The following is a 25,583-nucleotide window of genomic DNA, read 5'->3' as shown; positions in this document are numbered from 1 at the left end:
AGCTCTATGTAGATCGGTCGCGGACGGCTATTCCGGCCGTGCTACGGCCCTAGGAAGACGCCAACGGACAGGATTGGTTGCTGTGCTTCAGTGTTGTACGCCGATCCCTGTCAGGGTGTCATGTCCCGTCCCCGGGCCCCCTGCGATCCACGCGGTGCTCCTGGGGCATCGCGCCGCTTCGGCACTTCCGGTGGCGTCCGCCGCTTCGCTCGGAGAGGATCACCCGCATGGTTTCGACAATGACGAACATGACAGTGGACTGTGCAAACGCATACCAACTGGCCCATTTCTGGAGCGAGGTGACCGGACATCGGCCCGACCCCGAGGACGAACCGGGCGACGACGAGACGGAGATCATGCTGCCGGGCGGCCTGGCCCTGCACTTCAACGAAGTACCGGAACCGAAGGCAGGCAAGAACCGGCTTCACCTGTGCTTGCGTCCCGACACCTCGCGGGACGCGGAGGTCGAACGACTCCTGGCGCTGGGCGCCTCCCTGGTCGCCGATCACCGAAAGCCCAACGGCTGGGGGTGGGTCGTGCTCGCCGACCCGGAGGGCAATGAGTTCTGCATCCTCCTGGCCGAATCCGAACGAGCCGCACTGCCCCCAGTGTCCTCGTAGTCACGTAGTGGATACTCCTGCGTCACCGGCAGAGGCCATTGCTGCGGGATTGGCCTGAAGTTCCTCAACACTGCTTCACTGATCGGTACCTGCGCCGGTACCCGAAGCACCGTCCCTGAGCAGGGGAAGAGCCGTCGTCGACTGTCGTCATCTGTCATCGTTGAGCACCCCCGCACGGCCCAGAGACGGCCCGCCAGTGCGGCGGCGTGGGCGGCTTGGCCAGGTGTGATCGGCACCCTGGGCGCGGTGGCGGGCGGGTGGCAGGATCACGAGGGTGACCGATCATGGTGAGCTGACCCTGCGCGCCGGAGGCAAGTCCGTACGTGTGGCGATCGCGTTGTCCGCACTGGTGGCGATTGCGGCAGGGGTCGCGGCCGGACTCGGTGTTGCGCAGGCCGACAAGTGGGGGATCCTCTCCGGAACCGTCGCTGTGGCGGCCGTTGCGAGTGCCCTCGCGTTGCTCGGGCGCCGCGTGGAGGCGGGGCCGGCCGGACTGAGGTTTCGCACGGTGCTGCGATGGCACCGGCTGGAGTGGGACGAGATCGTCCACTTCGAGGAAGTACGGGTAGACAGCAGCGACTCCCGCAACCGCAGCACCCATCTCCGTGTCGCGGCCAAGCTGCGCGGCGGCACTGTCGTCTTTCTGCCGGTGCCGTACCTCGACGCCGCGGAGGCACCGCCCTTCGAGGAACAAGTGGCCCAGCTGCGCGCACTGCGCCGCCGCTACTCGCGCGGTACCTCGGCGCAGTAGCTGCGGGCCTTCGGCATCACCGTGTTCGTCACCGTCACCTGACGCGCCACGATCGAGCGGCGCTCAGTGCGGCCAACTATCGCGCTCACTGGCCAACTACCCAGACAGTCAACCGGGATACGACCCGGCGCTTAGAAGATGCGGGCAAGCCTTGGCAGGTCAACCCGATCGGCCTATGTCGGCACCATGCTGGGCTGCTGAGTGCCGCTGCCGTCCGCCGTCGTTGCCGTCAGCGCTGCCGTCAACGGTCACCTTATGACCACCGCGTTGGGAGCTCGCTCACCGGGGCGTGCGGCCTGCTCCGCACCCACGACGCTGAGGGATGGCGGTGCCCCTGTGGCCGTTCCAGTCCGTTGCCGTCCGGGGGTCTTGATGTCATCGGCTGATGTCACTTCGCTGAGCGCTGACGCGTTGTCAGTCGCCGCAACCTACGGCGACGCTGTCCCGCTGCGCGCTGCTGAGCTCTTGTGATGGCGACTGTCTGCGGATCACTGATCAGGTCATAGTCGTACAGCAGAAGCGCGTTGTCGTCCTCGGCGAGCAGGCGTCGCAACGTATCGATGTGACGCTCAGGGCTGGTGAGTAGCCGCTTCGACTCCAGCCAGGCGGCCGGACCACCATCGTCTTCCAGCACGGGACCACCGTAGTCAGCCGGCCCGGTGTCGTCTGCCAGTTCTCCGGGCTTAGGCATGGCGGTACCAGTGTCGCAGACCCAATCGGGTGACCTGGGGCTGACGCTCGCTACGACTGTTGTGAGGAGTCGTCACCGGTCGTCACTGAGCGGCGTCGGACGGCCCAGAGACGGCCCGGGGGCGATCACTCGTCAGCCGCCCGCCACTCGTCGAGCCGGACCTTGACCTGGTGGTTGTGAGCGGCGTGCCAGAAGACCTCACCACTGACGAGGGATCCTAGGCCCGGAAGGTCCATCCACTGCGGCATGGCCGTGATTTCCGCCAGCGCCATAGCGTTCGGCACACCATCTATACGTATGAAGACACCGAAGGGCTGACGACCGATGACCTCGCCGGTGATCCGGGTCCCTACGGGCAGGGCCGCGACGGTTGCCGCCCAGCTCCGCCGCACCTCGCCCGCGGCCGGCACGTCAGGACCCGTTGGCCACGCATACTCATCCATCGCTGGAGCATGACATCCCCGGCTGGCTGTTCCCCGGGGGTGTCGGTACCAGGTGGCAGGATGCCGGGCCATGACCGCACCGATCAGTGAGTCGTGGACGCGAATCGAGAACTGGCTGGCCGAGCACGCGCCAGCGACCTACGCCGCGCTGGCGCCGCCCGCGGATCCGGCGGACATCGCCGCGATCGAACGCGTCATCGGCCGGCCATTGCTGAGGCCCTTGGTGAGGTCGCTGCTGCGGCACGACGGTCTCCTCGACCAGCGGGGCTCGCTGCTGCCGGCGTTCTACCGACCGATGAGTGCACGCGAGATAGCGGCTGCCTGGCAACTTCTCACCGGCTTCTACGACCAGCGCACGGCGGATGAGAAAGGAGACGAGGCGGACTACGACTTCATGAAGATCGGGTCCAGCAGCGTCCTGTTCGGCCACCCGCAGTTGATCCCCATCGCGCGGGACGTCGGCGGGGGGCACCTCGTGCTGGACCACCGTCCCGAGATCGACCGGGGGCGCGTCCACGAAGCCGAGGCCGTGGAAGGCATCATGCGCGTATCGCATGAGATGTGGACGTCCCTGCCGGTGCTCATGGAGGCGATCGCCACGTCTCTCGAGACCAACCAGCCCCTCAACGGCTACACGCCGGTAGTGGACCAGGAGCAGAGGCTGCACTGGGACTTCATACCGCTGCGCAGTGACCGGACCGTGCATCGGTCATGACATAGCAGCGGATAGTGAGGTCGGGGGAGCCTCAAAGGGCGAGTCAACGCCGTCGGCGCGATCAATAGCCGAAGAAGTGAAGGGCCGGGTCTCTGACCTGCGGCCGTGTAATCGATCAACGCTGCGACCTGCGACTTAGCTGTCGACGGTTGTCGACGTTGGCCTCGTTGAGCACCCCCCGCACGGCTCAGAGACGGCCCGAGCGAGGGTGTCGCAGTGTGCCTCTCGATGCGCTGAAGTGGAGCTTCCCAAGTAGGGTGGGACACACGACGTGCTCATCGGCCGCCTTCCGCTGCTGACCTCTCCGTCGCCCCCCATGTGCGTCCGCTGCTGGTCGTGGCGTGACATTCCAAGCGCGGCTCGGGCACTGAATTCCCGTGGAGTGCGGATTCCCGGACAAGCGCTAGAGAGGTAATCATGGCCTTTGCCGCTGCCAAGGACGGCACACAGATCTACTTCAAGGACTGGGGGTCGGGCCCACCGGTGGTCTTTTCCCACGGCTGGCCACTGATCGCGGACGCGTGGGATCCGCAGCTGAAGCTGATGGTGGACAACGGCTTCCGGGTTGTGGCCCACGACCGGCGTGGGGGTGGACGCTCGGGCCAGCCCTGGAAGGGGAACGACCTCGACACGTACGCTGAAGATCTGGCCTCGGTCATCGAGACCCTCGACCTTCGTGACGTCATCCTGGTCGGTCACTCGACCGGCGGGGGAGAGGTCACACGCTACATCGGCCGACACGGCTCCAGTCGTGTCACCAAGGCGGTTCTGCTCGGCGCGATCCCCCCGTTGATGCTCAAGACGGAAGAGAACCCGCAGGGGCTGCCGATCGACGTCTTCGACGAGCTCCGAAAAGGCGTGCTGACGGACCGTTCCCAGTTCTACAAGGACCTCAGTGCTCCCTTCTACGGCGCCAACCGCGAAGGATCGACCGTTTCGCAGGGGACCCGCGACGAGTTCTGGCTCTGGAGCATGACGGTGGGCATCATGGGCGCCCACGACTGCATCAAGGCGTTCTCCGAGACCGACCTCACTGAGGACCTCAAGAAGTTCGACATCCCCACGCTGATCATTCACGGTGACGACGACCAGATCGTTCCCATCGTGGCATCCGCGAATAAATCGTCGCAGCTCGTCAAGGACGTGACCTTCAAGGTCTACCCGGGTGCTCCGCACGGCTTGTCGATGGTTCCCGAGTTCGCGGGACGGTTCAATGCCGACCTCCTCGAATTCGCACGCGGCTGACCGGCCACGCCTCGTCGCTCACTGGTCTTCTCGCGTTCTGGCCTGCGGATGCCCGCCCGCAAGCCTCGACCGTCAGGCGCAGCCGGCGGATCAGCTCGTGTGCGCCGGCCGTGGGACTTCGCCGCGCACCACGGCGTGAGACCGCGTCAAATGTGGTGCCGGTCCAGTCACGGGGCCGGCTCGTCGTCGGTACCTGCCCCGCTCCCTGCCCGCCCCGCTCCTCAGCTTCCACGCCGAAGAGCAGGGGAAGGGCGCCGAAGACCGGGAAGAGGGTGACGCGGGCCTGATCGACTTCGTTCGGCCCTTTTGGTCCTCGAGCACGGCTGGGGGCCAGTCGCGATCATGCGATTGGCCCCCAGCTCAGCGTCGGGGTGGAGGGATGTGAATTTACGACCTCTTCGTCCCGAAGCAAGTCGGTGGTGTACCCGACCTCGGTTCCCTGTGTCCTTTTATCGGGGGGTGATCGTCAACCCCGTCTCTGTGAGGCAGCCGTCTATGAGGTGGCTGCGGTACTGGATATGGCGGAGGCCACTTCGTATGCGCTGCATGAGGTGCTCCGGGGTGGTGAACGCGACGTTGGAGAGCCAGCCACGCCGCAGCAGGGACCAGATGCCCTCGACGGGGTTGAGATCGGGTGCGTAGGACGGCAGGTAGTAGATGGTCAGCCAGTCCCGCGTCTCGGCGAACTCCCTTAGCCCTGCGGCCTTGTGAACGTTGAGGTTGTCCCAGACGAGGACGATCGGGCCGCCGAGCTGGGTGCGGGCAGCGATGAGCAGGTCGCGGTAGTCGCGCCAGGAGAAGCTCTTGCGTCCGTCGCGGTTTCCGTCGTCGCGGCGGGGACGGTAGATCAGCCGTGACCTGTGCCCGGGTTTGTAGCAGGTCAGCGCGGCAATGGAGATGCGTCTGCGGGAGCGGCCGCGGACCCGCACCACCGGGGTGCGTCCTCGCCGCGACCACGTCTTCGCGTGCGGCGGCGTCATGGAGAAACCGGCTTCGTCCTCGAAGACGAGCCAGGCTCCACGGGCCGCCGCGAGTCTTCCGCGCAGGGCCGCACTCCCCCGCCAGCGGGGGCACCCCCACCTTCACCCAGCCGGCGACGGCCTCCTCGTCCCGCTCCAGGGCCTGGCGGACAGGGACCTGGCGCGACCAGCCGTTACCCACCAGGAGCTTGCACACACCCTGGACCGTGTAGGTCATAGGGAAGCGCCGACCGATCACGGTCTTGATCCGGCCCGGCGTCCACCGCTGGTCCTCCCAGCCATGCGTGGCCGGCCCTTTGGCGAGCTCCCGCTCCAGTTGGGCGAACTGCTCGTGGCTCAGCCGCGGCAGCGATGCCGGGCCGCTGGAAGTCAGGGCCCGAAAACCGCCCTCGGCCCACGTTCGGCGCCACCGCTGCACCGACCGGACGCTGACTCGCAGCTCCTTGGCGACCATCGCGCTGGTCTCACCACACTCGAACCGCTCGGCCGCCTCCAGCCGTAACCGTTCCCGGAACTCCCGACGCTCGGCGGTCAGGGCCAGCGGTCGGAGGGGTCGTGGACGGCGCCCGCGGCGGTCAGGGCGTCCCAGACCTGCGTGCGTACAGCCTGCTTGGCGCGGTCCAGGGAGTTGGCTGCCACCGGTGTCTCCTTCTCTCTTCTGCACTGCCGTCATCAAGCTGAACAGTCTGTCGTGGACCCCTGCGACTGACACTTCTGCGGATGCATGAACCCCGTTATCTGACCAGGAGTCAGGAAGCTGGCTGTGCTGGTGATCATCCGCAGGAAGGATGTAAGACGCGTTGATGACCCATGAGGATTACCCCGGGAACGGTTCGCCACCAGGAAGGGAAAGCCTTGCGCATCAACCGACTTGCCGGAGTCGTCCTCGGCGCCGCGCTGTTAATGGTCACCGCGGTGCCGACGGCATCGGCCGACACCGAAACCGCCTCGTCGACGGCCGGGTCCTTGGACCGCGCCGCTCTGCGCACCACGCTCGACGCTGTCCATGAAGCAGGCATGTACGGCAGCTACTCGTCCGTTCGTGAGGGGACTGAGCGGTGGACCGGCGCGTCCGGGCTCGCCGACGTGGACACCCGGCGTCCGGTCAAGCCCGGCATGCGGCACCGAGTGGGCAGCATCAGCAAGACGTTCACCGCTGTCGCGGTGCTCCAGCAGGTGGAGCGCGGCCGGATCCGGCTCGACGCGCCGGTCGGCGAGTACCTCCCGGACCTGGTCAAGGGAGAGCGGGGCCGGGACGTGACCGTACGGATGCTCCTCAACCACACCAGTGGCATCGGCGACTATTTCCTGGGAGCTTTCCCCTCCTTCGCCGACGACTCCACGGCCGGCCTCGACGAGGAACGCTTCCGTTCCATCCGGCCCGAGGAACTGGTGCGGCTCGGTCTGGCGGCACCCGCCACGGGACGGCCCGGCGAGCAGCCGGGGTCGTACTCCAACACCAACTACGTGATCGCCGGGCTGCTCCTGGAGAAGGTCACCGGCCAGAACGCCGGGACGTACATCACCCGCAATGTCATGGACCGGGCCGGGCTGCACGCGACCTCCTACCCGCGCACCCCGTACATCAAGGGCCCGCACTCCCGGATGTACGAGTCGTTCTACGGCCTGATCGACCCGCCTCGTGACTACAGCGTCTACGACATGTCGTGGGCGTCCACCGCGGGTGCGATCGTCTCGACCACCGACGACCTGAACCGCTTCTACCGCGCCCTGCTGACGGGCAAGTTGATCGGCCCGGCCGCCCTGGGCGAGATGCTGAGCACGGTCCCCGTCACCGCCGGCGAGGGCAGCATCGACTACGGCCTCGGCATCTACGTGCTCGACCTGCCCGGCTGCGGCCGCTTCTGGGGCCACGACGGAGCGGTCTTCGGAGCCGGCACCATCGCGTTGTCCAGCCGCGACGGCAAGCGCCAGCTCGCCATGGGCTGGAACCTCATGAAGTACCAGCGCCTCAACGAGGACGGTACGGCGCTGGAGCCGAGCCCGATCGACGGCGCCATCAACGGACACATCGCCCAGGCGCTCTGCCCGGCTCCGGAGTCCCGTGAGGCGGTCGCAGGCGCCCGGCACCTGCTTCCCGAGGGGCTGCCCGGAGTGGACCTCTCTCCCGGACAGTGGGTTCCCCGCAGCTGAGACCAGGCCCGCCTGGTGCGGACGTACGGGCGAAGCCCTTCCCCGGCGCCCCTCACTGCGGTGTGCCAGCCGCTCACTGGTCCAGACGACAAAGAACCCCCAGGTCTTTGACCTGGGGGTTCTTTGTCATGAAGTGGGTGACGAGAATCGAACTCGCGCTCTGAGTTCGGGAAGCGGTGAACCACTCGGGGCATCGATCTCTTCAGCTCAGTCCATGTTAACGCTTGCATTAACATAGGGCTCGTGGCTCAATGGGAAGTGGTTCTTGTCGCGGAGTTCGCGGCATGGTTCGAAGCGCTGGCCGAGGAGGACTGGGACAGTGCCGAGCAGGTGGAAGATGCCATTGACATACTGGCGGCCACAGGCCCGACACTGGGTCGTCCGCTGGTCGACCGGATCAAGGGTGCCGACAGCCATCACTTGAAGGAGCTGCGACCGGGTTCGTCCGGGAGCAGCGAGATCCGGATCCTCTTCGCCTTCGACCCGGTGCGCCGGGCGGTACTGCTGGTGGCCGGTGACAAGGCCGGAAACTGGCAGGGTTGGTACAACACCAACGTCCCGATCGCAGAGGAGCGCTACCGAGCGCATGTGATCGATCTTGAGACCAGGGAGTACGAATGAGCACGGTCAGCTGGGAGGAGACCAGACGCAAGGCGCGCGAGCGGCGCGAGGCAGCCGGGCTGCCGGTGCGTTCTGCTCTGGAGAAGCAGGCAGCCATGGACAGGCTGATCGCTGAGGTGCGTGCCCACAAGCTTGCAGAGCTCCGGCGCGAACAGGCGCTGACCCAGCGCCAGGTCGCCGCATCCATGGGGGTCTCTGCTCCTCGCGTCTCCGCGATCGAGCACGGCGAGTTGGATCGGGCCGAGGTGGCCACTCTCAGGGCCTATGTGGAAGCACTCGGAGGCCGGCTGCGCGTGGTTGCGGACTTCGGAGACGCGGAGTACACCGTCGCCTGAACAGGCTGCCACTCTTACCGCTCGGCACGGGCACATCTTCGGCGCGCTCCAGAACCCGTGGAAGTACCTGTGTGGGTAGGAAAGCCCTCAGTAATGAAGAAGGCCCAGGTTGCTGACCTGGGCCTTCTTCATGGAGTGGGTGAGGGGAATCGAACTTCTGCTCTCGGCTCGGGGGCTGTGAACCGCTGACTTGTACGGTGGCAGTGGTGCGTGCTGGGGTGAGGGTCGGCGCTTCATTTGTTCTGACCGGCCCGGTGTCCTCTGTGGCCGGCTGTCTGCCGGCCTGGTGGTGGGGCTCTGTTGTTCGCGTGGTAATTGAGTGTCGGTGTGGGCCCGACGCCGCCCATACTCGGTCACGTGTTCCTGATGATCAGTACCACCGGCGTCCCCGAGCGTCCCGCGACCGATCTGGGTTTTCTGCTGCACAAGCATCCCGGGAAGGCGCAGGCGTTCTCCACCTCCTACGGCACGGCGCACGTCCTCTACCCCGAGGCGGACGCCGAGCGCTGCACGGCGGCGCTGCTGCTGGAGGTGGACGCGGTGGCGCTGGTCCGGCGGGGCAGGGGCAAGGGGCGGGGTGGTGCGCCCGACGCCGCGCTCGCGCAGTACGTCAACGACCGTCCGTACGCGGCGTCCTCGCTGCTCGCCGTCGCGCTGAGCGCGGTCTTCTCCAGCGCGATGCGCGGTGTGTGCAAGGCCCGCCCGGAGCTGCCGGGGCAACTGCTGCCGCTGTGCATCGAGATACCCGCGCTGCCCGCGCGCGGCGGCCCCGCACTGGTCGGCCGGCTCTTCGAGCCGCTCGGCTGGACGGTCACGGCCGAGCCGGTGCCCCTGGACACCGAGTTCCCGCAGTGGGGCGACTCGCGGTACGTACGCCTCGTCCTGGAGGCGGACACCCTCACCCTCGCCGAGGCCCTGCGCCACCTCTACGTCCTGCTCCCCGTCCTCGACGACGCCAAGCACTACTGGGTGGCGTCCGACGAGGTGGACAAGCTGCTGCGCGCCGGTGAGGGCTGGCTGCCCGGCCACCCGGAGCAGAAGCTGATCACCAGCCGTTACCTCACCCGGCGCTGGTCGCTGACGAGGGAGGCGATGGAACGGCTCGAGCTGGTCCGGCTGGCCGAGGCGGACGACAGTGAGGTCGAGGAGATCGACAACGCCGTGGGGGAGGACAGCGAGAGCGAGGAGAAGCCGACCCCGCTCGCCGTGCAGCGTCGGGACGCGATCGTCGCCGCGCTGCGTGCGTCCGGGGCCGCCCGGGTGCTCGATCTCGGGTGCGGGCAGGGCCAGTTGGTGCAGGAGCTGCTGCGAAACCCGGCCTTCACCGAGATCGTGGGCCTCGACGTGTCCATGCGGGCGCTCACCAGCGCCTCCCGGCGGCTCAAGCTGGACCGCATGGGGGAGCGGCAGGCGGCGCGGGTGAAGCTGCTGCAGGGCTCGCTGTCGTACACCGACAAGCGGCTCCAGGGGTACGACGCGGCCGTGCTCAGCGAGGTGATCGAGCACCTCGACCTGCCGAGGCTGCCCGCCCTGGAGTACGCCGTGTTCGGCGCGGCCCGCCCCCGTACGGTCCTCGTGACCACCCCGAACGTCGAGTACAACGTGCGCTGGGAGAGCCTGCCGGCCGGGCATGTCCGGCACGGCGACCACCGCTTCGAGTGGACCTGTGAGGAGTTCCGTGGCTGGGCGGCCGGGGTCGCCGAACAGTACGGCTACGAAGTCGAGTTCGCACCCGTGGGGCCGGACGACCCGGAGGTCGGACCGCCCACCCAGATGGCCGTGTTCGTGACAGTGGACAAGAAGACCATGGACAAGAAGGAAGAGGTGAAGGCAGCGTGAGCAGCGAGACCACTGCCGAAGCCCGCAGCGCCGAGGGCCGGGCTCTGCCCGTCACCGACCTTTCCCTCGTCGTTCTCATCGGAGCCTCCGGCTCGGGCAAGTCCACCTTCGCCCGCCGCCACTTCAAGCCCACCGAGGTCATCTCCTCCGACTTCTGCCGCGGCCTGGTCGCCGACGACGAGAACGACCAGAGTGCGTCCGGGGACGCCTTCGACGTCCTGCACTACATCGCGGGCAAGCGGCTCGCCGCGGGGCGGCGCACCGTCGTCGACGCCACCAGCGTCCAGCAGGACGCCAGGCGCCAACTGGTCGACCTGGCCAGGCAGCACGACGTACTGCCGATAGCCATCGTGCTCGACGTGCCCGAGGAGGTGTGCGCCGAGCGCAACGCGGCCCGTTCCGACCGCGCGGACATGCCCCGCCGGGTCGTGCAGCGGCACATCCGCGAACTCCGCCGCTCCCTGCGGAGCCTGGAGCGCGAGGGCTTCCGCAAGGTGCACGTCCTGCGGGGTGTCGCCGAGGTCGAGGACGCCACCGTCGTCACCGAGAAGCGGTACAACGACCTCACCCACCTCACCGGGCCCTTCGACATCATCGGCGACGTCCACGGCTGCGCCGCCGAACTGGAGTCGCTGCTGGTTGCGTTGGGATACGTCGACGGGGTGCACTCCGAGGGTCGCACCGCGGTCTTCGTCGGTGACCTCGTGGACCGGGGGCCGGACAGTCCGGGCGTGCTGCGGCGGGTCATGGCCATGGTGAAGTCGGGCAACGCGCTGTGCGTGCCCGGCAACCACGAGAACAAGTTCGGGCGGTACCTGAAGGGCCGCAAGGTCCAGCACACCCACGGCCTTGCCGAGACCGTCGAGCAGATGGATCGGGAGGGTGAGGAGTTCCGGTCTGAGGTACGGGAGTTCGTCGACGGTCTGGTCAGTCACTACGTCCTCGACGGCGGCCGGCTGGTCGTCTGCCACGCCGGGCTGCCGGAGAAGTACCACGGCCGTACCTCCGGCCGGGTCCGCAACCACGCCCTGTACGGCGACACCACCGGCGAGACCGACGAGTTCGGCCTGCCCGTGCGCTACCCGTGGGCCGAGGACTACCGGGGCCGGGCCGCCGTCGTCTACGGCCACACCCCGGTCCCCGAGGCGACCTGGCTGAACAACACCATCTGTCTGGACACCGGCGCTGTCTTCGGCGGCAAGCTCACCGCGCTGCGCTGGCCGGAGCGGGAACTGGTCGACGTGCCGGCCGAGCGGGTCTGGTACGAGCCGGTCCGCCCGCTGCGCACCGAGGCTCCCGGCGGGCACGACGGCCGTCCGCTGGACCTCGCCGACGTGCACGGCCGCCGGGCCGTGGAGACCCGGCACGCCGGCCGGGTCGCCGTGCGCGAGGAGAACGCCGCCGCCGCGCTGGAGGTCATGAGCCGCTTCGCGATCGACCCGCGCCTGCTGCCCTACCTCCCGCCGACCATGGCCCCCACGGCCACCTCCCGCCTGGACGGCTACCTGGAGCACCCGGTCGAGGCCTTCGCCCAGTACCGGGAGGACGGGGTCGAGCGTGTCGTGTGCGAGGAGAAGCACATGGGGTCGCGGGCGGTCGCCCTGGTCTGCCGGGACGCGGCCGCGGCCGCCCGGCACTTCGGCGTCGAGAACGGCCCGGCCGGATCGCTCTACACCCGTACCGGACGCCCGTTCTTCGACGACGCCGCGGTCACCGAGGAGATCCTCGGCCGGCTGCGCACGGCGGTCACCGAGGCCGGGCTCTGGGACACGCTCGAGACGGAATGGCTGCTGCTGGACGCCGAGTTGATGCCGTGGTCGCTGAAGGCGGCCGGGCTGCTGCGTGCGCAGTACGCCGCCGTGGGCGCCGCCTCCGGCGCGGTGTTCCCGGGCGCGCTGGCGGCCCTGGAGGAGGCTGCCGCCCGGGGCGTGGAGGTGAAGGAGCTCCTGGACCGACAGCGTGAACGCGCCGACGACGCCGCCGCGTTCACCGACGCCTACCGCCGTTACTGCTGGCCCACCGAGGGACTGGACGGCGTACGCCTCGCCCCGTTCCAGATCCTCGCCGTCCAGGGCCGCAGCCTCGCCGCCCTGCCGCACGACGAGCAGCTCGCCCTGCTCGACCGCATGGTCGAACACGACGCCACCGGTCTGCTGCGGACCACCCGCCGCCTGTACGTCGACCCCGCCGACCCGGAGTCGGTGCGGGCGGGTGTCGACTGGTGGCTGGAGATGACCGGACGCGGCGGCGAGGGCATGGTCGTCAAACCGGTCGGCGCCCTGGTCCGCGATCCGAAGGACCGCCTGGTGCAGCCCGGGATCAAGTGCCGGGGCCGCGAGTACCTGCGGATCATCTACGGTCCCGAGTACACGCGCCCCGAGAACCTGGCCCGACTGCGCGGCCGGTCCCTGGGCCACAAGCGGTCCCTGGCCGTCCGCGAGTACGCGCTCGGCCTGGAGGCACTGGACCGGCTCGCCGAGGGCGAACCCCTGTGGCGGGTCCACGAGGCGGTCTTCGGCGTCCTGGCTCTGGAGTCGGAGCCCGTCGACCCGCGGCTTTGACTTCCGCTCCCCGTCCTGAGGAGCAAGGCCATGAGGGCGGGGATTCCTGCCGCGGTCGTCTGACCGTCTCGGCGAGTTCCTGCGCCACATGGGACGGCGCGATCTCGTACCTGCGGGCACCGCGGGTCTCTCGTCCACGCCCGTGGTGCGGCGCGCACTTGAGTGCCGGTCAGCGGGCTGTCGCACGCCGACCGCAGCCCGGCCCCCGGTTCACCGCACACCGGCGGCGTCGGCCGGCTCCGGGGACACGAGGGGTGGCACGCTCATCAGTCGCGCATAGGCGTTGTACACCCCCTGCTCACCGACCAGTCGGCCTTCCGCCTCGACCCAGGCATGCGCCGCGAACGGGGGAGCCGTGCGGGTGCCGACACACCAAGTGGGCCACACGCCGAGCAGGCGGCACAGCAGGGCGACCGACACGGACCGGGGCAAGCAGGCGCGCAGGCCGTTGAGGGCGAGGCTCGCCGCGAGTACGGACTCCCGGGCGGCGGTGGCCTGCTCGACGGTGGCCGGTTCGGCTCCGCGGCGAAACGCCCCCATGACCCGCCGCAGCCGGTGCGGGGGCAGAAACACCAGCAGTCGTGCGGCGATGATGGCGGCGCGGGTGCGCACACGCAGGCCCAGGGGCCGTTTTCGGCGGTCGCGTTTCAACGCGAGGGTCATACTCATCCCCGCACCACCCCGGCGGCGCGCATCGCTTCCACCAGGTTCCGCACGTCGGCCGATGCGCGGGCGTCGTCCACGTCGAACCTGTCGGTGACGGCGCGGACGGCGTCCTCGGGGGTCCCGCCGTCCAGGAGGGCACGGGCGATGGTCGCCGCGGCGGGGTTCAGCTGCCAGTACCGCCCGCTCTTCTCGTCGAGCATCGCCGCGCCGAACTCGGTTTCGGCCAACTTCAGGTGCTTGCTGACCTTCAGGGTCATGCTGTCGTCCTCCGTGGTGCTTCGTTGCGTGACGCTCCGTTGTATGCCGTGCGCAGCCAGACTTCGCAGGCGAGGACGCTGCTGATGGCGCTGTCCTGCATCTCGGGCGAGCCGGGACGGGTGGTCGACTGTCGCAATGCCTCGGCATCGACCAGGCCCAGCGCGGTCAGCGCGCTGTCGTCCCACAGGGCGGCGAGTTCGTCCCGGTGCCGGTAGAGGCCGCCCGTCTCGTCCCGGGAGCCGTCGCCCTTGGTGGTGCGTGCCAGGCATCCGTCCGCGACGATGCCGCGCATGGCCTCGGTCAGCAGCGGCTTGTACGCCCATGGTGTCGCCCGGTCCTCGATGCGCACGGACAGGGCCGCGTCTATCACGTGATCGTCGAAGTAGGGCGTGGCCAGGGGCACGCCGACGTGCCGGACCATCTCGCTCACCGCGCGCATCTCCTGAGTTCCGACGTGGATGGCCTCCAGTTCGCGGTGCCGGCCGCTGGTGGGGGCGTACGGCTCCGCGTTGTGGGCCGCCTCGGCGAACTGGCGCTGGATCATCGCGCGGCAGTCACCGGTGAGCCACACCGGAATGTGCGGAGGGACCAGCCAGCCCAGGGCAGGGGCGCTGATGCTCAGGTCGCCCGATCGGTGCACACTCAGCGAGGCCAGGGCGGACCGGTAGGAGCGGCGGTCGGCGAGTTGCGCGAGTACCTCGTGCCAACTCCAGGAGAAAAGGATCCGGTAGGCACGAAGCTGCTGAAGACTCAGTACAGGTCTGCGCGGCAGGAGACCGTGGTACTGGGCGGCCGACCCCAGAAAGAGGTGGTCACCTCCATAGCCGGTGAGGTGCAGCCGGGAACCCCGCTCGGCCATCCGGGAATTCAGCACCGTCGCCCGGTCACGCGAGACGGCGAAAATGGAAGGCGTGTCCGTTCTGCTGTGTTCATCGAGTATCCCGCTGTAAAAAAGCGGGAGCTCGTCCTTCGGCAGAACGAAGTGTTCGGTGCCCGGCATTTTCTCGACGGCGAGCCGGGCGTAAAATCCGTCGTCGTTCTCGGACTCGTCGCCCGGAGCTGTGCAGGCGATGAGTTTCGCGGTCCCGTCCCTGGCCGCGAGCGAGCAAATCGAGGTGGAGTCCATTCCCCCGGACAGGTCGCCGCTGATCAGCCCGCCCAGACGGGTCCTGGCCGCCACGGCGTCCGTCAGGGCCGAGCGGACCGCGGCCGCGCCCTGTGCCAGCGGCACGCGCGGCTCGGGCGGCCGGTGCCAGCGCCGGCTGCGCAGCCGTCCGTCCGCCTGAAGCGTCAGCTGTCGGCCGGGCGGTACGGCGGACACCCCGTGCCACAGCACACGCTCGGCCAACAGTGCGGGCAGCGGCTGCACCAGACGCATCGCGACGGCGGCCTCGTCGAGTCGGGCACCGACGAACTCGGCCAGCAGGGCGGCCCGGTCGGCCACCACTTCGGTGTCCTGGGACCGCGTGTGGAAGATCCTTCGGCTGCCGTAGGCGGTGCCCTGTACCCGCATGTCGCCGGCCAAGCAGGCGAGGAGGTGGAAGTCGCCCGCCACCGACGTGCTCAGGGTGTCCAGTTCATCCAGGTCGCGCAGCCGCTCGACCCGGTCGGTCAACCGGTCGCACAGCTCCGGAAGGGTGCCGATCAGGACAACGGCCGTCGATCCTGCCCGTGCGACGGCGATGTCCTCGTCGGCCCAGCGCCCGACCACCCACGGGCGGCCGGATGCGTGTGCGACGACGCGCAGGCCGGTGTTCTCACGGCGCAGACGCCGGGCCGCGAAACGCCCGGCCTCACTGTCGGAGAACGCGAAGAAGAAAGGCGTACCGCGGCTCGGCATCAGCTGATTCCTACGTTCGAATTAGACGATCGCTCCACCGAACCAGTCCCAGCTGCCCTTGAAGAGCCAACCGGTGGCGGACCGGAATTCCCCGGCCTCGAGGAAGAGCGGAACCTCGTAGATCTCCTTGGTGGCCATTTATGCGGCCCCCTTTCTTTAGTTATTCAGGGGTCTTTCCCCGGAGTTCATGCTGGCATGGTGCAGCCTTCGGCAGCAAGCGAACGAAGTCATTTGCAACTTCCTGCCATCTCCCTTTTCTCGTGTCGGCCGTCCAAGGAACTGCCCTGGCGCAATGTCCCGCTCGGCCACCGCGGCCGGGGCACCTTCCGGGGCCGTGACGAGACCCGACGGCTGAAGGCCGCCACGGTGAACCGGCTCCCCTGCCCGCACGCGGCGCAGGTCCTCCGGCTCGTCCGCCGCGCTGTCCGGAACGGGAAGGCCGCCCCCGATCGCGCCTGTGCCCTCACCAGCCTGGACACCCTGTACGGACAGGCCAGACAACTCGCGGAGTGCATGAGACGGAACTGATGGATCGAGAGCGAGGACCACGATGTCCGCGACGTGACGTTCGGCGAGGACGCCTTCCATGTCCGCATCGGCACTGCCCCCCGCCATGGTCGGCCTGCGCGACCTCACCCTCGGCGTCCTCCGTCCCGACGACTGGACCGGCATTGCCCAGGCTCTCCGTCACCACAGCCGCCGCCCCGCCCGCCTCCTCGAAGCCCTGGGCGTCTCCTGACGCAGGCCCATCGGCCAAGCGGGACCCCGCACCCCGCCCCAACCGGATGGAGCACGAGAACGACGGGGCCCTGGTTGCAGATCACCCGTGCACACCCGAACGCCCTGGTCGGCGGACGGTGCCCGCCGGAGAGCCGCTGTTCCGTCCGGCGGAGGCGCCGGGCAGGGCGGCGAGGACGTGAGCACGGACGCCGGGCCGGACGCGATCTCGTCCCGCCGCTTCGTCGGCGGCGTACCGGCTGCCCGCGGCCGAGGCCCGTCCCGGCCGCGGAGGGGTGAACAGCCCGCCGGGTGGTCAGGATGGATACATGACCTACCACGTCGACTCCGAGGCCGGACGGCTGCGCCGCGTCATCCTGCACCGGCCCGATCTCGAGCTCAAAAGGCTCACCCCCAGCAACAAGGACGCCCTGCTCTTCGACGACGTGCTCTGGGTGCGCCGGGCGCGCGCCGAGCACGACGGGTTCGCCGACGTCCTGCGCGACCGGGGGGTCGCCGTCCACCTCTTCGGTGATCTGCTCGCCTCGACGCTGGACATCCCGGCGGCCCGTGAGCTCGTCCTGGACCGTGTCTTCGACGAGAAGGAGTACGGCCCGCTGGCCACCGACCACCTCCGTGCGGCGTTCGAGCCGCTGCCCGCGGCCGAGCTCGCCGAGGCGCTGGTCGGGGGGATGACCAAGAGGGAGTTCCTGGACGTCCACCCCGAACCGACGTCCGTGCGTTTCCACGCCATGGAACTCGACGACTTCCTGCTCCGCCCGCTGCCCAACCACCTCTTCACCCGGGACACCTCCGCCTGGATCTACGACGGGGTCTCCATCAACGCCATGCGCTGGCCCGCCCGGCAGCGTGAGACCGTGCACTTCGAGGCGATCTACCGGCACCACCCACTGTTCCGCGGGGAGGACTTCCACGTCTGGTCCGAGGGGCAGGCCGACTACCCGTCCACCATCGAGGGCGGGGACGTCCTGGTCATCGGCAACGGCGCGGTGCTGATCGGCATGAGCGAGCGGACCACCCCGCAGGCCGTGGAGATGCTCGCGCACAAGCTGTTCGCCGCCGGTTCCGCCGAGACCATCGTCGCCCTCGACATGCCGAAGAGGCGCGCCGTCATGCACCTGGACACGGTGATGACGATGATCGACGGCGACACCTTCACCCAGTACGCCGGCCTCGGCATGCTCCGTTCGTACACCATCGAACCCGGTGCCGGGGACAAGGAGCTCAAGGTCACCGACCATCCGCCGGAGCACATGCACCGGGCCATCGCCGCCGCGCTCGGGCTCAGCGAGATCCGGGTGCTGACCGCGACCCAGGACGTCCACGCCGCCGAGCGCGAGCAGTGGGACGACGGCTGCAACGTCCTGGCCGTGGAACCGGGTGTGGTCGTCGCCTACGAGCGCAACGCCACCACCAACACGCATCTGCGCAAGCAGGGCATCGAGGTGATCGAGATCCCCGGCAGCGAACTCGGCCGGGGGAGGGGCGGACCGCGCTGCATGAGCTGTCCGGTCGAGCGGGACGCGGTGCAGGGGTAGGGGTGCCGATGGATGCTTGCATATAAATTCTGGTATTCGTATAGAGTTCCATATGTCCCCTGTCCCTGCACCTCTGGAGCGCCCCATGGCGACAGTCCCGACCGCCCTCGCCGGCCGCAACTTCCTCAAGGAGGTGGACTTCACCGCGCAGGAGTTCCTCGGCCTGCTCGACCTGGCCGCGGAGCTGAAGGCCGCCAAGAAGGCCGGGACCGAGACCCGGTACCTCCGGGGCAGGAACATCGCGCTGATCTTCGAGAAGCCCTCGACGCGCACCCGTTGCGCCTTCGAGGTGGCCGCCGCCGACCAGGGTGCCTTCACGACGTACATCGACCCGAGCGGCTCGCACATCGGGAAGAAGGAGTCCGCGAAGGACACCGCGCGGGTGCTCGGCCGGATGTTCGATGCGATCGAGTTCCGGGGCGACTCCCAGTCCACCGTGGAGACCCTCGCCGAGCATGCGGGCGTGCCCGTCTACAACGGCCTGACCGACGACTGGCACCCCACCCAGATGCTCGCCGACGTGCTCACCATGACCGAGCACGGCGGCGGAAAGCCGGTCACGGAGATCTCCTTCGCCTACCTCGGCGACGCCCGTTTCAACATGGGCAACTCCTACCTCGTCACCGCGGCCCTGCTGGGCATGGACGTGCGGATCGTCGCCCCGAAGACGTACTGGCCCGCGCAGGAGGTCGTCGACCGGGCGCGGGTGCTCGCGGAGTCCAGCGGGGCCCGCATCACGCTCACCGAGGAGATCGCCGAGGGGGTCGCGGGCGTCGACTTCGTCGCCACCGACGTCTGGGTCTCGATGGGGGAGCCCCAGGAGGTCTGGGACGAGCGGATCGCCTCCCTCGCGCCGTACGCGGTGACCATGGACGTGCTCCGGGCCACCGGCAACCCGGACGTCCGCTTCCTGCACTGCCTGCCGGCCTTCCACGACCTGGGCACCCTGGTCGGGCGCGAGGTGTACGAGAAGCACGGGCTGGAGTCGCTGGAGGTGACCGACGAGGTGTTCGAGTCGGACCACTCGGTCGTCTTCGACGAGGCGGAGAACCGGATGCACACGATCAAGGCGGTCCTGGTGGCGACCCTGGCCTGAGGTCCGGGCGGACCGGCGCCGGCGTTCTCGGGCCGGCCGGCGCCGGCGGTCTCAGGCGGGCCGGCGCTGGCGCGGTACCGCCGACAGCCGGAACCACACCGCCTTGCCGGTCCCGGTGAGGCGGTGACCGCAGGACGAGCTCAGGGCGCGGATCAGCAGCAGCCCCCGCCCGTGCTCCTGCCAGGGGTCCGGCGGGTCGAGGGTGGGGCGGGTCAGGTCGCCGGGCGGGGCCGGGTCGCCGTCGTGCACCTCGACCTGGCAGCCGGTCGGCAGCAGCTCCACCACCAGCTCGATCGGCGTGTTCCCCGAGGTGTGCTCCACCGCGTTGGCCACCAGCTCGGCGGTGAGCAGCTCCGCCGTGTCGCTGTCCGCGGCGTGCCGCCGTTCGGCCAGTGCGGTACGGACCAGCGCACGGGCGACGGGCACGGCCGCGGTGGTGTGCGGCAGTGCGACGCGCCAGGAAGGGGAGGTCAGGGATTCGTGCACATGGATCCGATCGGGGAGAGCAGGCAGGCGGTCCTGCTTTCAATCGCTCAATCGTACGGGGCGCCGTCCGAATCCTTCCAGGGGTACCCGGATCCACCTATCGCGTACCCGTGACGACGGTCAGAGATGAATGATAGCTTCGCGGGGTAGAGCTCAGTGAGCAGGGCAGCAGCCGCAGTGCGAGACCGCGCGGCGCGCCCGCCCGAGGAGGCCGCCCTCATGAGTCCCTTCACCGGCTCCGCCGCCCGCACCCCCCGCTGGGAGCATCTGCGCGTCGACCTCGCCGACGGCGTCGCCACCGTCACCCTCGCCCGCCCCGACAAGCTCAACGCCCTCACCTTCGGCGCCTACGCCGACCTGCGCGACCTGCTCGCCGAACTGTCCCGGGAGCGGGCGGTGCGGGCCCTGGTGCTGGCCGGGGAGGGGCGCGGCTTCTGCTCCGGCGGTGACGTGGACGAGATCATCGGCGCGACCCTCGGCATGGACACCGCCCAGCTCCTCGACTTCAACCGGATGACCGGGCAGACCGTACGGGCGATCCGGGAGTGCCCGTTCCCGGTGATCGCCGCGGTGCACGGGGTCGCGGCGGGCGCGGGCGCCGTCCTCGCCCTGGCCGCGGACTTCCGGGTCGCCGACCCCACGGCCCGCTTCGCCTTCCTCTTCACCCGGGTCGGCCTGTCCGGCGGCGACATGGGCGCCGCCTATCTGCTGCCCCGGGTGGTCGGCCTCGGCCACGCGACCCGGCTGCTGATGCTCGGCGAACCGGTCCGGGCGCCCGAGGCCGAGCGGATCGGCCTGATCAGCGTCCTCGCCGACGACGGCGGCGCGGGCGAGGCCGCCCAGGCCCTCGCCCGCCGCCTGGCCGACGGCCCGGCGCTGGCGTACGCCCAGACCAAGGCGCTGCTCACGGCCGAACTGGACATGCCCCTGGCCGCCGCCGTGGAGCTGGACGCCGCCACCCAGGCCCTGCTCATGAACGGCGAGGACTACGCCGAGTTCCACGCGGCCTTCACCGAGAAGCGCTCCCCGAAATGGCGGGGGCGGTAGTTGTGCCCGCCACCGGAGCCGGAACGGAGCCGGAGTCCGGAGCCGGGACGGAGTCCGGAACCGTGTCGGAGTCCGGAGCCGGGACGGACGCCGGCGCCGTGCCCGGCCCCGGCGTCCGGAAGGTCGCGGTGATCGGGGGCGGGCCCGGCGGCCTGTACGCGGCGGCGCTGCTCAAACGCCTCGACCCCGCGCGCGAGGTCACCGTCTGGGAGCGCAACGCCCCCGACGACACCTTCGGCTTCGGCGTCGTCCTGTCCGACGAGACCCTCGGCGGCATCGAGCACGCCGACCCGGTGGTCCACGCGGCGCTCCGGTCGGACTTCGTCCGCTGGGACGACATCGACATCGTCCACCGCGGGGTACGCCACACCTCCGGCGGCCACGGCTTCGCCGCCCTCGGCCGGCGCCGGCTGCTGGAGATCCTCCACGAACGCTGCCGCTCCCTCGGCGTCGACCTGCGCTTTCGCGCCGAGGCGCCGGACCCCGCCCACCTGGCCCGGACGTACGACCTGGTGGTGGCCGCCGACGGGGTGCACAGCGGCACCCGCGCCGCCTTCGCGGACGTCTTCCGCCCCCGGATCACCGAGCACCGCTGCCGTTACATCTGGCTGGCCGCGGACCTCGCCTTCGACGCCTTCCGCTTCGAGATCGCCGAGACCCCGCACGGCGTGATGCAACTGCACGGCTACCCCTTCTCCGCCGACGCCTCCACGGTGATCGTCGAGATGCGCGAGGAGGTGTGGCGGGCCGCCGGGTTCGGTGAACTCGACGAGGAGCAGTCGGTCGAGCGCTGCGCCAAGATCTTCGCCGACGCCCTCGGCGGCCGCCCGCTGCGGTCCAACAGGTCGACGTGGACGACCTTCCGCACGGTCGTCAACGACCGCTGGTCGCACGGCAACGTCGTGCTGCTCGGCGACGCCGCCCACACCGCCCACTTCTCCATCGGCTCCGGCACCAAGCTCGCCGTCGAGGACGCCCTGGCCCTGGCCGCCTGCCTGCGCGAACACCCCACACTGCAGGCCGCGTTGCGCGCGTACGAGACGGAGCGGCGGCCCGTGGTCACCTCCACCCAGCGGGCGGCACGGGCCAGCCTGGAGTGGTTCGAGGACCTGGAGCTGTACCTCGCGGAGCCGCCCCGGCAGTTCGCCTTCAACCTGCTCACCCGCAGCCGTCGCGTCACCCACGACAACCTGCGCCTGCGCGACGCCCGCTTCACCGGCGCCGTGGAGCGCGAGTTCGGCTGCCCGCCCGGTACACCCCCGATGTTCACCCCGCTGCGGCTGCGCGAACTGACCCTGCGCAACCGGGTCGTCGTCTCCCCCATGGACATGTACTCGGCCACCGACGGCGTCCCCGGCGACTTCCACCTCGTCCATCTGGGCGCCCGTGCGCTGGGCGGAGCCGGGCTGGTCATGACGGAGATGGTGTGCGTGAGCGCCGAGGGGCGCATCACGCCCGGCTGCGCCGGTCTCTACACCGAGAGCCAGGCCGCGGCATGGCGGCGGATCACCGGCTTCGCGCACACGGCGGCACCCGGCACCGCGATCGGCGTACAGCTCGGCCACAGCGGCCGCAAGGGCTCGACCAAGCTGATGTGGCAGGGCATGGACGAGCCGCTGGACACCGGCAACTGGCCCCTCGTCGCCGCCTCCCCCCTGCCCTACCGGCCGGACAGCCAGACCCCGCACGAGCTGACCATCAGTCAACTCGACGGCATCCGCGAGCAGTTCACCTCGGCGGCCGAGCGGGCCGCGCACGCCGGGTTCGACCTGCTCGAACTGCACTGCGCCCACGGCTATCTGCTCTCCGGCTTCCTCTCCCCGCTGACCAACCGCCGCACCGACGCCTACGGCGGCCCGCTCGAGCACCGGCTCCGCTTCCCGCTGGAGGTCTTCGACGCCGTCCGCGGGGTGTGGCCGAAACAGCGGCCCATGACCGTCCGTCTCTCCGCCACCGACTGGGCCGACGGCGGCACCACGGCCGAGGACGCCGTCGCCATCGCCCACGCCTTCGCCGCACACGGTGCCGACGCGATCGACGTGTCCACCGGACAGGTGGTGTCCGACGAGAAGCCGGAGTTCGGCCGTTCCTACCAGACGCCGTTCGCCGACCGCATCCGCCACCGCGTCGGCGTCCCGGTGATCGCGGTCGGCGCGATCTCCTCCTGGGACGACGTCAACTCGCTGATCCTGGCCGGGCGCGCGGACCTGTGCGCGCTGGCCCGCCCCCACCTCTACGACCCGCACTGGACCCTGCACGCGGCGGCCGAGCAGGGCTACGAGGGCGAGGGCGTCGCCTGGCCCGCGCCCTACCTGGCCGGCCGCAGACCCCCGCGGACCGGCCGCACGGAGGCTCCCCGGCCCCGGCTGACCCTGGGCGGCTGAGGAGACGGGACCGGCCCGCGGGGTCACAGTCCGGCGAAGCCGGCCCCCGCGTCCCGCAGACGTTCGTGCAGTCCGTGGAAGACGCTCGCCGAGCGGGCCCCAGGCCAGTCGGCGGGCAGCAGGCCGGCGGGCAGGCCCGGGTCGGTGTAGGGGAGGTGGCGCCAGGAGTCGAGGGCGAGGAGGTAGTCGCGGTAGGCCTCCTCGGGCGGGGTGTCCGCACGCTCCCGCCAGGCGTCCAGCACCCGCGCGTGGCGCTCCAGGAACGCCTCGTGCTCCTCGGCGATCCCCTCGAGGTCCCACCAGCGGGCGACCGCCTCGGCGGTGGGCGTGTAACCGAGGTGCTCACCGCGGAAGAAGTCGACGTAACCGTCCAGCCGCAGCCGCTGAAGGGTGTGCCGGGTCTCCTCGTACAGCCGGGCGGGCGCGATCCACACACCGGGCGCGGCGGTGCCGAAACCGAGGCCGGACAGGCGGGAGCGCAGGAGGTGCCGCTTCTGGCGCTCGGACTCCGGGACGGAGAACACCGCGAGCACCCAGCCCTCGTCGGCGGGGGCGGCGGTCGCGTAGATGCGGCGATCGCCGTCCTCCAGCAACTGGCGTGCTTCCGGCGACAGTTCGTAGCCGGCCGCGCCCTGCGGGGTGCGGGCCGGGACGAGCAGCCCGCGCCGCTTGAGCCGGGACACCGAGGAACGCACGGAGGGGGCGTCGACGCCGACCGCGGCCAGCAGCCGGATCAGCTCGGCGACGGGCACGGGGCCCGGCACGAAGCGGCCGTAGGCGCCGTAGAGCGTGACGATGAGGGACCTCGGAGCGTGCTGCGCGGACTGGTCGGACACGTTGATCATCTTAGGTCGTCTTGATCCACTCCGGCCCCCGGCACCGGTGTCATCCCTGGTCAGTTCCCATATCGGCCGTACCGGCGGCGGTGCGCAGGCGGAACCGCTGGAGTTTGCCGGTCGCGGTGCGCGGCAGCGCGTCCAGGAAGACGATCTCGCGCGGGCACTTGTACGGCGCGAGCTCCGCCTTCACGAAGGCGCGCAGGGCCTCGGCGTCCCGCTCGGCGCCCTCCCTGAGGACCGCGTACGCCACCACGGCCTGGCCGCGTCTCTCGTCGGGCCGCCCGACCACCGCCGCCTCCAGGACGTCCGCATGGCGCAGCAGGGCGTCCTCGACCTCGGGGCCCGCGATGTTGTACCCGGCCGAGATGATCATGTCGTCGGCGCGGGCGACATAGCGGAAGTAGCCGTCGGGCTCGCGGACATAGGTGTCGCCGGTGACGTTCCAGCCGCCGCGCACGTACTCCCGCTGGCGCGGATCGGCGAGATAGCGGCAGCCGACGGGCCCGCACACCGCGAGCAGCCCCGGCTCGCCGTCGGGCACGGGAGCGCCGTGGGCGTCCTGCACGCGCGCCCGCCACCCGGGGACCGGAACTCCCGTGGTTCCGGGTCTGATCCGTTCGTCGGCGGCGGAGAGGAAGATGTGCAGCAGTTCGGTGGCGCCGATGCCGTTGATGACCCGCAGCCCGGTGCGCTCGTGCCAGGCCCGCCAGGTCGCCGCCGGCAGGTTCTCGCCCGCCGAGACGCAGCGCCGCAGCGACGAGAGGTCGGGGCCACCGGATCCGCCGCGCCTGTTGTGCCCGTCGGGTCCGCCGTGCCCGTCGAGGGTGTCGAGCATCGCCCGGTAGGCCGTGGGCGCGGTGAACAGCACCGACACCCGGTGCTCGGCGATAGCGGTCAACAGCTGTGCGGGGTGGGCCTGTTCGAGCAGCAGCGCACTGGCGCCCGCCCGCAGCGGGAAGACCACGAGACCGCCCAGGCCGAAGGTGAAGCCGAGCGGCGGACTGCCGGCGAACACGTCGTCCGCCTCCGGCCGCAGGACGTGCCGGGAGAAGGTGTCCGCGATCGCGAGCACGTCCCGGTGGAAGTGCATACAGCCCTTGGGGCGGCCGGTGGTGCCCGAGGTGAAGGCGATCAGCGCCACGTCGTCCGCCGTGGTGTCCACGGCCTCGTACGGCGTGCCGGGCGCCGGACGGTTCAGCAGGTCGTCCGGGGCGTCACCGCCGTACGGGGTGATCCGCAGGCCCGGGACCTCGGCCTTGGCGAGGTCGTCGACGGACCGGACGTCGCACAGCGCGTGCCGTACGGCGGCGATCTCGCAGATGGTGCTCAGCTCGTGCGGACGCTGCTGGGCCAGCACGGTGACGGCGACCGCGCCCGCCTTGAGCACCGCCAGCCAGCAGGCGGCCAGCCAGGGCGTGGTGGGGCCGCGCAGCAGCACCCGGTTGCCGGGGACGACGCCGAGGGCGCCGGTGAGGACGTGCGCCAGCCGGTCCACGCGGGTGCGCAGCTCGCCGTACGTCCAGACGCCGCCGTCGGGGGTACGGAACGCCGGGCGGCCGTCCGGCGGGCCGTGCAGCAGTTCGGCGGCGCAGTTCAGCCGTTCGGGGTAGTCCAGCTCCGGCAGGTCGAAGCGGAGTTCGGGCCACTGGGCGGGTGGCGGGAGGTGGTCGCGGGCGAAGGTGTCGAGGTGCCCGGTGGGGTGCGGGTGCCCGGTGGTCCGTGGATTCATGACGGTT

At 70.1% G+C, this 25,583-nt stretch carries 23 protein-coding genes; 14 read left to right on the top strand and 9 right to left on the bottom strand.

Going from position 1 to position 25,583, the window contains the following annotated elements; genetic code table 11:
• Positions 1 to 227: 227 nt before the first annotated feature.
• Entirely contained in the window at positions 228 to 620 is a 393-nt protein-coding gene (locus ACTWJ9_RS06545) for a VOC family protein (RefSeq protein ID WP_387034731.1), read from the top strand.
• A gap of 274 nt (positions 621 to 894) precedes the next feature.
• Positions 895 to 1,371 (top strand): hypothetical protein, encoded by a 477-nt coding sequence (locus tag ACTWJ9_RS06540; protein WP_443295329.1) that lies wholly within the window; start codon positions 895 to 897, stop codon positions 1,369 to 1,371.
• A 388-nt stretch (positions 1,372 to 1,759) separates the two neighbouring features.
• Here ACTWJ9_RS06540 and ACTWJ9_RS06535 read toward each other — a convergent pair whose 3' ends face one another.
• Both ACTWJ9_RS06535 and ACTWJ9_RS06530 read right to left on the bottom strand, forming a co-directional pair.
• Entirely contained in the window at positions 1,760 to 2,005 is a 246-nt protein-coding gene (locus tag ACTWJ9_RS06535) for a hypothetical protein (RefSeq protein WP_279333265.1), read from the bottom strand.
• A 182-nt stretch (positions 2,006 to 2,187) separates the two neighbouring features.
• Positions 2,188 to 2,505: a hypothetical protein gene (locus tag ACTWJ9_RS06530; protein ID WP_279333263.1), complete on the bottom strand. Its 318-nt coding sequence runs from the start codon at positions 2,503 to 2,505 to the stop codon at positions 2,188 to 2,190.
• A 70-nt stretch (positions 2,506 to 2,575) separates the two neighbouring features.
• Between ACTWJ9_RS06530 and ACTWJ9_RS06525 the strand changes: the two genes are divergently transcribed.
• The gene (locus tag ACTWJ9_RS06525; RefSeq protein WP_279333261.1) at positions 2,576 to 3,220 is read left to right on the top strand and encodes an SMI1/KNR4 family protein; all 645 of its coding nucleotides are present in this window, start codon (positions 2,576 to 2,578) and stop codon (positions 3,218 to 3,220) included.
• A 417-nt stretch (positions 3,221 to 3,637) separates the two neighbouring features.
• The gene (locus ACTWJ9_RS06520; RefSeq protein ID WP_279333259.1) at positions 3,638 to 4,465 is read left to right on the top strand and encodes an alpha/beta fold hydrolase; all 828 of its coding nucleotides are present in this window, start codon (positions 3,638 to 3,640) and stop codon (positions 4,463 to 4,465) included.
• Between the two features lie 449 nt (positions 4,466 to 4,914).
• Here the strand turns inward: ACTWJ9_RS06520 and ACTWJ9_RS06515 are convergent.
• A protein-coding gene (locus tag ACTWJ9_RS06515; protein ID WP_443295861.1) for an IS630 family transposase occupies positions 4,915 to 5,986 on the bottom strand; the annotation gives its coding sequence in 2 pieces (ribosomal slippage) (positions 4,915 to 5,497 and positions 5,496 to 5,986; 1,074 coding nt in all).
• Positions 5,987 to 6,300: 314 nt separating this feature from the next.
• Between ACTWJ9_RS06515 and ACTWJ9_RS06510 the strand changes: the two genes are divergently transcribed.
• The 5 genes from ACTWJ9_RS06510 to ACTWJ9_RS06490 all read left to right on the top strand — a co-directional run bounded on the left by ACTWJ9_RS06510 (position 6,301) and on the right by ACTWJ9_RS06490 (position 12,955).
• Positions 6,301 to 7,599: a serine hydrolase domain-containing protein gene (locus ACTWJ9_RS06510; protein ID WP_443295328.1), complete on the top strand. Its 1,299-nt coding sequence runs from the start codon at positions 6,301 to 6,303 to the stop codon at positions 7,597 to 7,599.
• Between the two features lie 234 nt (positions 7,600 to 7,833).
• The gene (locus ACTWJ9_RS06505) at positions 7,834 to 8,220 is read left to right on the top strand and encodes a type II toxin-antitoxin system RelE/ParE family toxin (RefSeq protein WP_387035074.1); all 387 of its coding nucleotides are present in this window, start codon (positions 7,834 to 7,836) and stop codon (positions 8,218 to 8,220) included.
• Entirely contained in the window at positions 8,217 to 8,555 is a 339-nt protein-coding gene (locus tag ACTWJ9_RS06500) for an XRE family transcriptional regulator (protein WP_384206683.1), read from the top strand. Before ACTWJ9_RS06505 ends, ACTWJ9_RS06500 begins: the two co-directional genes overlap by 4 nt.
• A 357-nt stretch (positions 8,556 to 8,912) precedes the next feature.
• Positions 8,913 to 10,394: a 3' terminal RNA ribose 2'-O-methyltransferase Hen1 gene (locus tag ACTWJ9_RS06495; protein ID WP_443295326.1), complete on the top strand. Its 1,482-nt coding sequence runs from the start codon at positions 8,913 to 8,915 to the stop codon at positions 10,392 to 10,394.
• Positions 10,391 to 12,955, top strand: a complete 2,565-nt coding sequence (locus ACTWJ9_RS06490; protein WP_443295325.1) for a polynucleotide kinase-phosphatase — start codon at positions 10,391 to 10,393, stop codon at positions 12,953 to 12,955. The genes ACTWJ9_RS06495 and ACTWJ9_RS06490 overlap by 4 nt, the downstream gene beginning before the upstream one ends.
• A 210-nt stretch (positions 12,956 to 13,165) precedes the next feature.
• On the opposite strand, the gene ACTWJ9_RS06485 is transcribed toward ACTWJ9_RS06490, so the two are convergent.
• Genes ACTWJ9_RS06485 through ACTWJ9_RS06475 form a run of 3 tightly spaced genes read right to left on the bottom strand, consistent with a single transcriptional unit; the run spans position 13,166 to position 15,719 of the window.
• Complete coding sequence (locus ACTWJ9_RS06485) at positions 13,166 to 13,624, bottom strand: lasso peptide biosynthesis B2 protein (RefSeq protein ID WP_387035016.1); 459 nt, start codon at positions 13,622 to 13,624, stop codon at positions 13,166 to 13,168.
• Positions 13,621 to 13,878, bottom strand: a complete 258-nt coding sequence (locus tag ACTWJ9_RS06480) for a lasso peptide biosynthesis PqqD family chaperone (RefSeq protein WP_279333251.1) — start codon at positions 13,876 to 13,878, stop codon at positions 13,621 to 13,623. The genes ACTWJ9_RS06485 and ACTWJ9_RS06480 overlap by 4 nt, the downstream gene beginning before the upstream one ends.
• Entirely contained in the window at positions 13,875 to 15,719 is a 1,845-nt protein-coding gene (locus ACTWJ9_RS06475; RefSeq protein ID WP_443295324.1) for an asparagine synthase-related protein, read from the bottom strand. Before ACTWJ9_RS06475 ends, ACTWJ9_RS06480 begins: the two co-directional genes overlap by 4 nt.
• 586 nt (positions 15,720 to 16,305) lie before the next feature.
• On the opposite strand from ACTWJ9_RS06475, the gene ACTWJ9_RS06470 reads away from it, so the two are divergent.
• The 3 genes from ACTWJ9_RS06470 (at position 16,306) to argF (ending at position 19,091) form a co-directional block, all read left to right on the top strand.
• Positions 16,306 to 16,458: a hypothetical protein gene (locus tag ACTWJ9_RS06470; protein WP_443295323.1), complete on the top strand. Its 153-nt coding sequence runs from the start codon at positions 16,306 to 16,308 to the stop codon at positions 16,456 to 16,458.
• Between the two features lie 307 nt (positions 16,459 to 16,765).
• On the top strand, positions 16,766 to 17,995 hold the full coding sequence (locus ACTWJ9_RS06465) for an arginine deiminase (protein WP_279333248.1): 1,230 nt from the start codon (positions 16,766 to 16,768) through the stop codon (positions 17,993 to 17,995).
• Positions 17,996 to 18,080: 85 nt separating this feature from the next.
• Positions 18,081 to 19,091, top strand: coding sequence for an ornithine carbamoyltransferase (argF, locus tag ACTWJ9_RS06460; protein WP_443295322.1), 1,011 nt, complete (start codon positions 18,081 to 18,083; stop codon positions 19,089 to 19,091).
• 51 nt (positions 19,092 to 19,142) lie between these two features.
• Here argF and ACTWJ9_RS06455 read toward each other — a convergent pair whose 3' ends face one another.
• Positions 19,143 to 19,577, bottom strand: coding sequence for an ATP-binding protein (locus tag ACTWJ9_RS06455; RefSeq protein ID WP_279333245.1), 435 nt, complete (start codon positions 19,575 to 19,577; stop codon positions 19,143 to 19,145).
• 219 nt (positions 19,578 to 19,796) lie between these two features.
• Here ACTWJ9_RS06455 and ACTWJ9_RS06450 point away from each other — a divergent pair, with 219 nt between their 5' ends.
• Both ACTWJ9_RS06450 and ACTWJ9_RS06445 read left to right on the top strand, forming a co-directional pair.
• On the top strand, positions 19,797 to 20,624 hold the full coding sequence (locus ACTWJ9_RS06450) for an enoyl-CoA hydratase family protein (RefSeq protein ID WP_279333244.1): 828 nt from the start codon (positions 19,797 to 19,799) through the stop codon (positions 20,622 to 20,624).
• Entirely contained in the window at positions 20,609 to 23,008 is a 2,400-nt protein-coding gene (locus ACTWJ9_RS06445) for a bifunctional salicylyl-CoA 5-hydroxylase/oxidoreductase (RefSeq protein WP_443295321.1), read from the top strand. Before ACTWJ9_RS06450 ends, ACTWJ9_RS06445 begins: the two co-directional genes overlap by 16 nt.
• Before the next feature lie 23 nt (positions 23,009 to 23,031).
• On the opposite strand, the gene ACTWJ9_RS06440 is transcribed toward ACTWJ9_RS06445, so the two are convergent.
• Together ACTWJ9_RS06440 and ACTWJ9_RS06435 are read right to left on the bottom strand one after the other, a co-directional pair.
• On the bottom strand, positions 23,032 to 23,853 hold the full coding sequence (locus ACTWJ9_RS06440) for a PaaX family transcriptional regulator (protein ID WP_279333242.1): 822 nt from the start codon (positions 23,851 to 23,853) through the stop codon (positions 23,032 to 23,034).
• 40 nt (positions 23,854 to 23,893) lie between these two features.
• Positions 23,894 to 25,576, bottom strand: a complete 1,683-nt coding sequence (locus ACTWJ9_RS06435) for an AMP-binding protein (RefSeq protein ID WP_443295320.1) — start codon at positions 25,574 to 25,576, stop codon at positions 23,894 to 23,896.
• Positions 25,577 to 25,583: the final 7 nt, after the last annotated feature.

The organism is Streptomyces sp. GDS52 (genome assembly GCF_052246875.1).
Taxonomy (GTDB): Bacteria; Actinomycetota; Actinomycetes; order Streptomycetales; family Streptomycetaceae; genus Streptomyces; species Streptomyces cathayae.
This window is presented reverse-complemented; position numbering and strand designations above follow the sequence as displayed.

Bases quoted from the DNA above. Each gene is read 5' to 3' on its own strand.
- ACTWJ9_RS06545 (WP_387034731.1), top strand. From the start codon at position 228: ATGGTTTCGACAATGACGAACATGACAGTGGACTGTGCAAACGCATAC.
- ACTWJ9_RS06530 (WP_279333263.1), bottom strand. From the start codon at position 2,505: ATGGATGAGTATGCGTGGCCAACGGGTCCTGACGTGCCGGCCGCGGGC.
- ACTWJ9_RS06525 (WP_279333261.1), top strand. From the start codon at position 2,576: ATGACCGCACCGATCAGTGAGTCGTGGACGCGAATCGAGAACTGGCTG.
- ACTWJ9_RS06520 (WP_279333259.1), top strand. From the start codon at position 3,638: ATGGCCTTTGCCGCTGCCAAGGACGGCACACAGATCTACTTCAAGGAC.
- ACTWJ9_RS06500 (WP_384206683.1), top strand. From the start codon at position 8,217: ATGAGCACGGTCAGCTGGGAGGAGACCAGACGCAAGGCGCGCGAGCGG.
- ACTWJ9_RS06485 (WP_387035016.1), bottom strand. From the start codon at position 13,624: ATGAGTATGACCCTCGCGTTGAAACGCGACCGCCGAAAACGGCCCCTG.
- ACTWJ9_RS06480 (WP_279333251.1), bottom strand. From the start codon at position 13,878: ATGACCCTGAAGGTCAGCAAGCACCTGAAGTTGGCCGAAACCGAGTTC.
- ACTWJ9_RS06475 (WP_443295324.1), bottom strand. From the start codon at position 15,719: ATGCCGAGCCGCGGTACGCCTTTCTTCTTCGCGTTCTCCGACAGTGAG.
- ACTWJ9_RS06470 (WP_443295323.1), top strand. From the start codon at position 16,306: ATGTCCGCATCGGCACTGCCCCCCGCCATGGTCGGCCTGCGCGACCTC.
- ACTWJ9_RS06465 (WP_279333248.1), top strand. From the start codon at position 16,766: ATGACCTACCACGTCGACTCCGAGGCCGGACGGCTGCGCCGCGTCATC.
- argF (WP_443295322.1), top strand. From the start codon at position 18,081: ATGGCGACAGTCCCGACCGCCCTCGCCGGCCGCAACTTCCTCAAGGAG.
- ACTWJ9_RS06450 (WP_279333244.1), top strand. From the start codon at position 19,797: ATGAGTCCCTTCACCGGCTCCGCCGCCCGCACCCCCCGCTGGGAGCAT.
- ACTWJ9_RS06445 (WP_443295321.1), top strand. From the start codon at position 20,609: ATGGCGGGGGCGGTAGTTGTGCCCGCCACCGGAGCCGGAACGGAGCCG.
- ACTWJ9_RS06440 (WP_279333242.1), bottom strand. From the start codon at position 23,853: ATGATCAACGTGTCCGACCAGTCCGCGCAGCACGCTCCGAGGTCCCTC.
- ACTWJ9_RS06435 (WP_443295320.1), bottom strand. From the start codon at position 25,576: ATGAATCCACGGACCACCGGGCACCCGCACCCCACCGGGCACCTCGAC.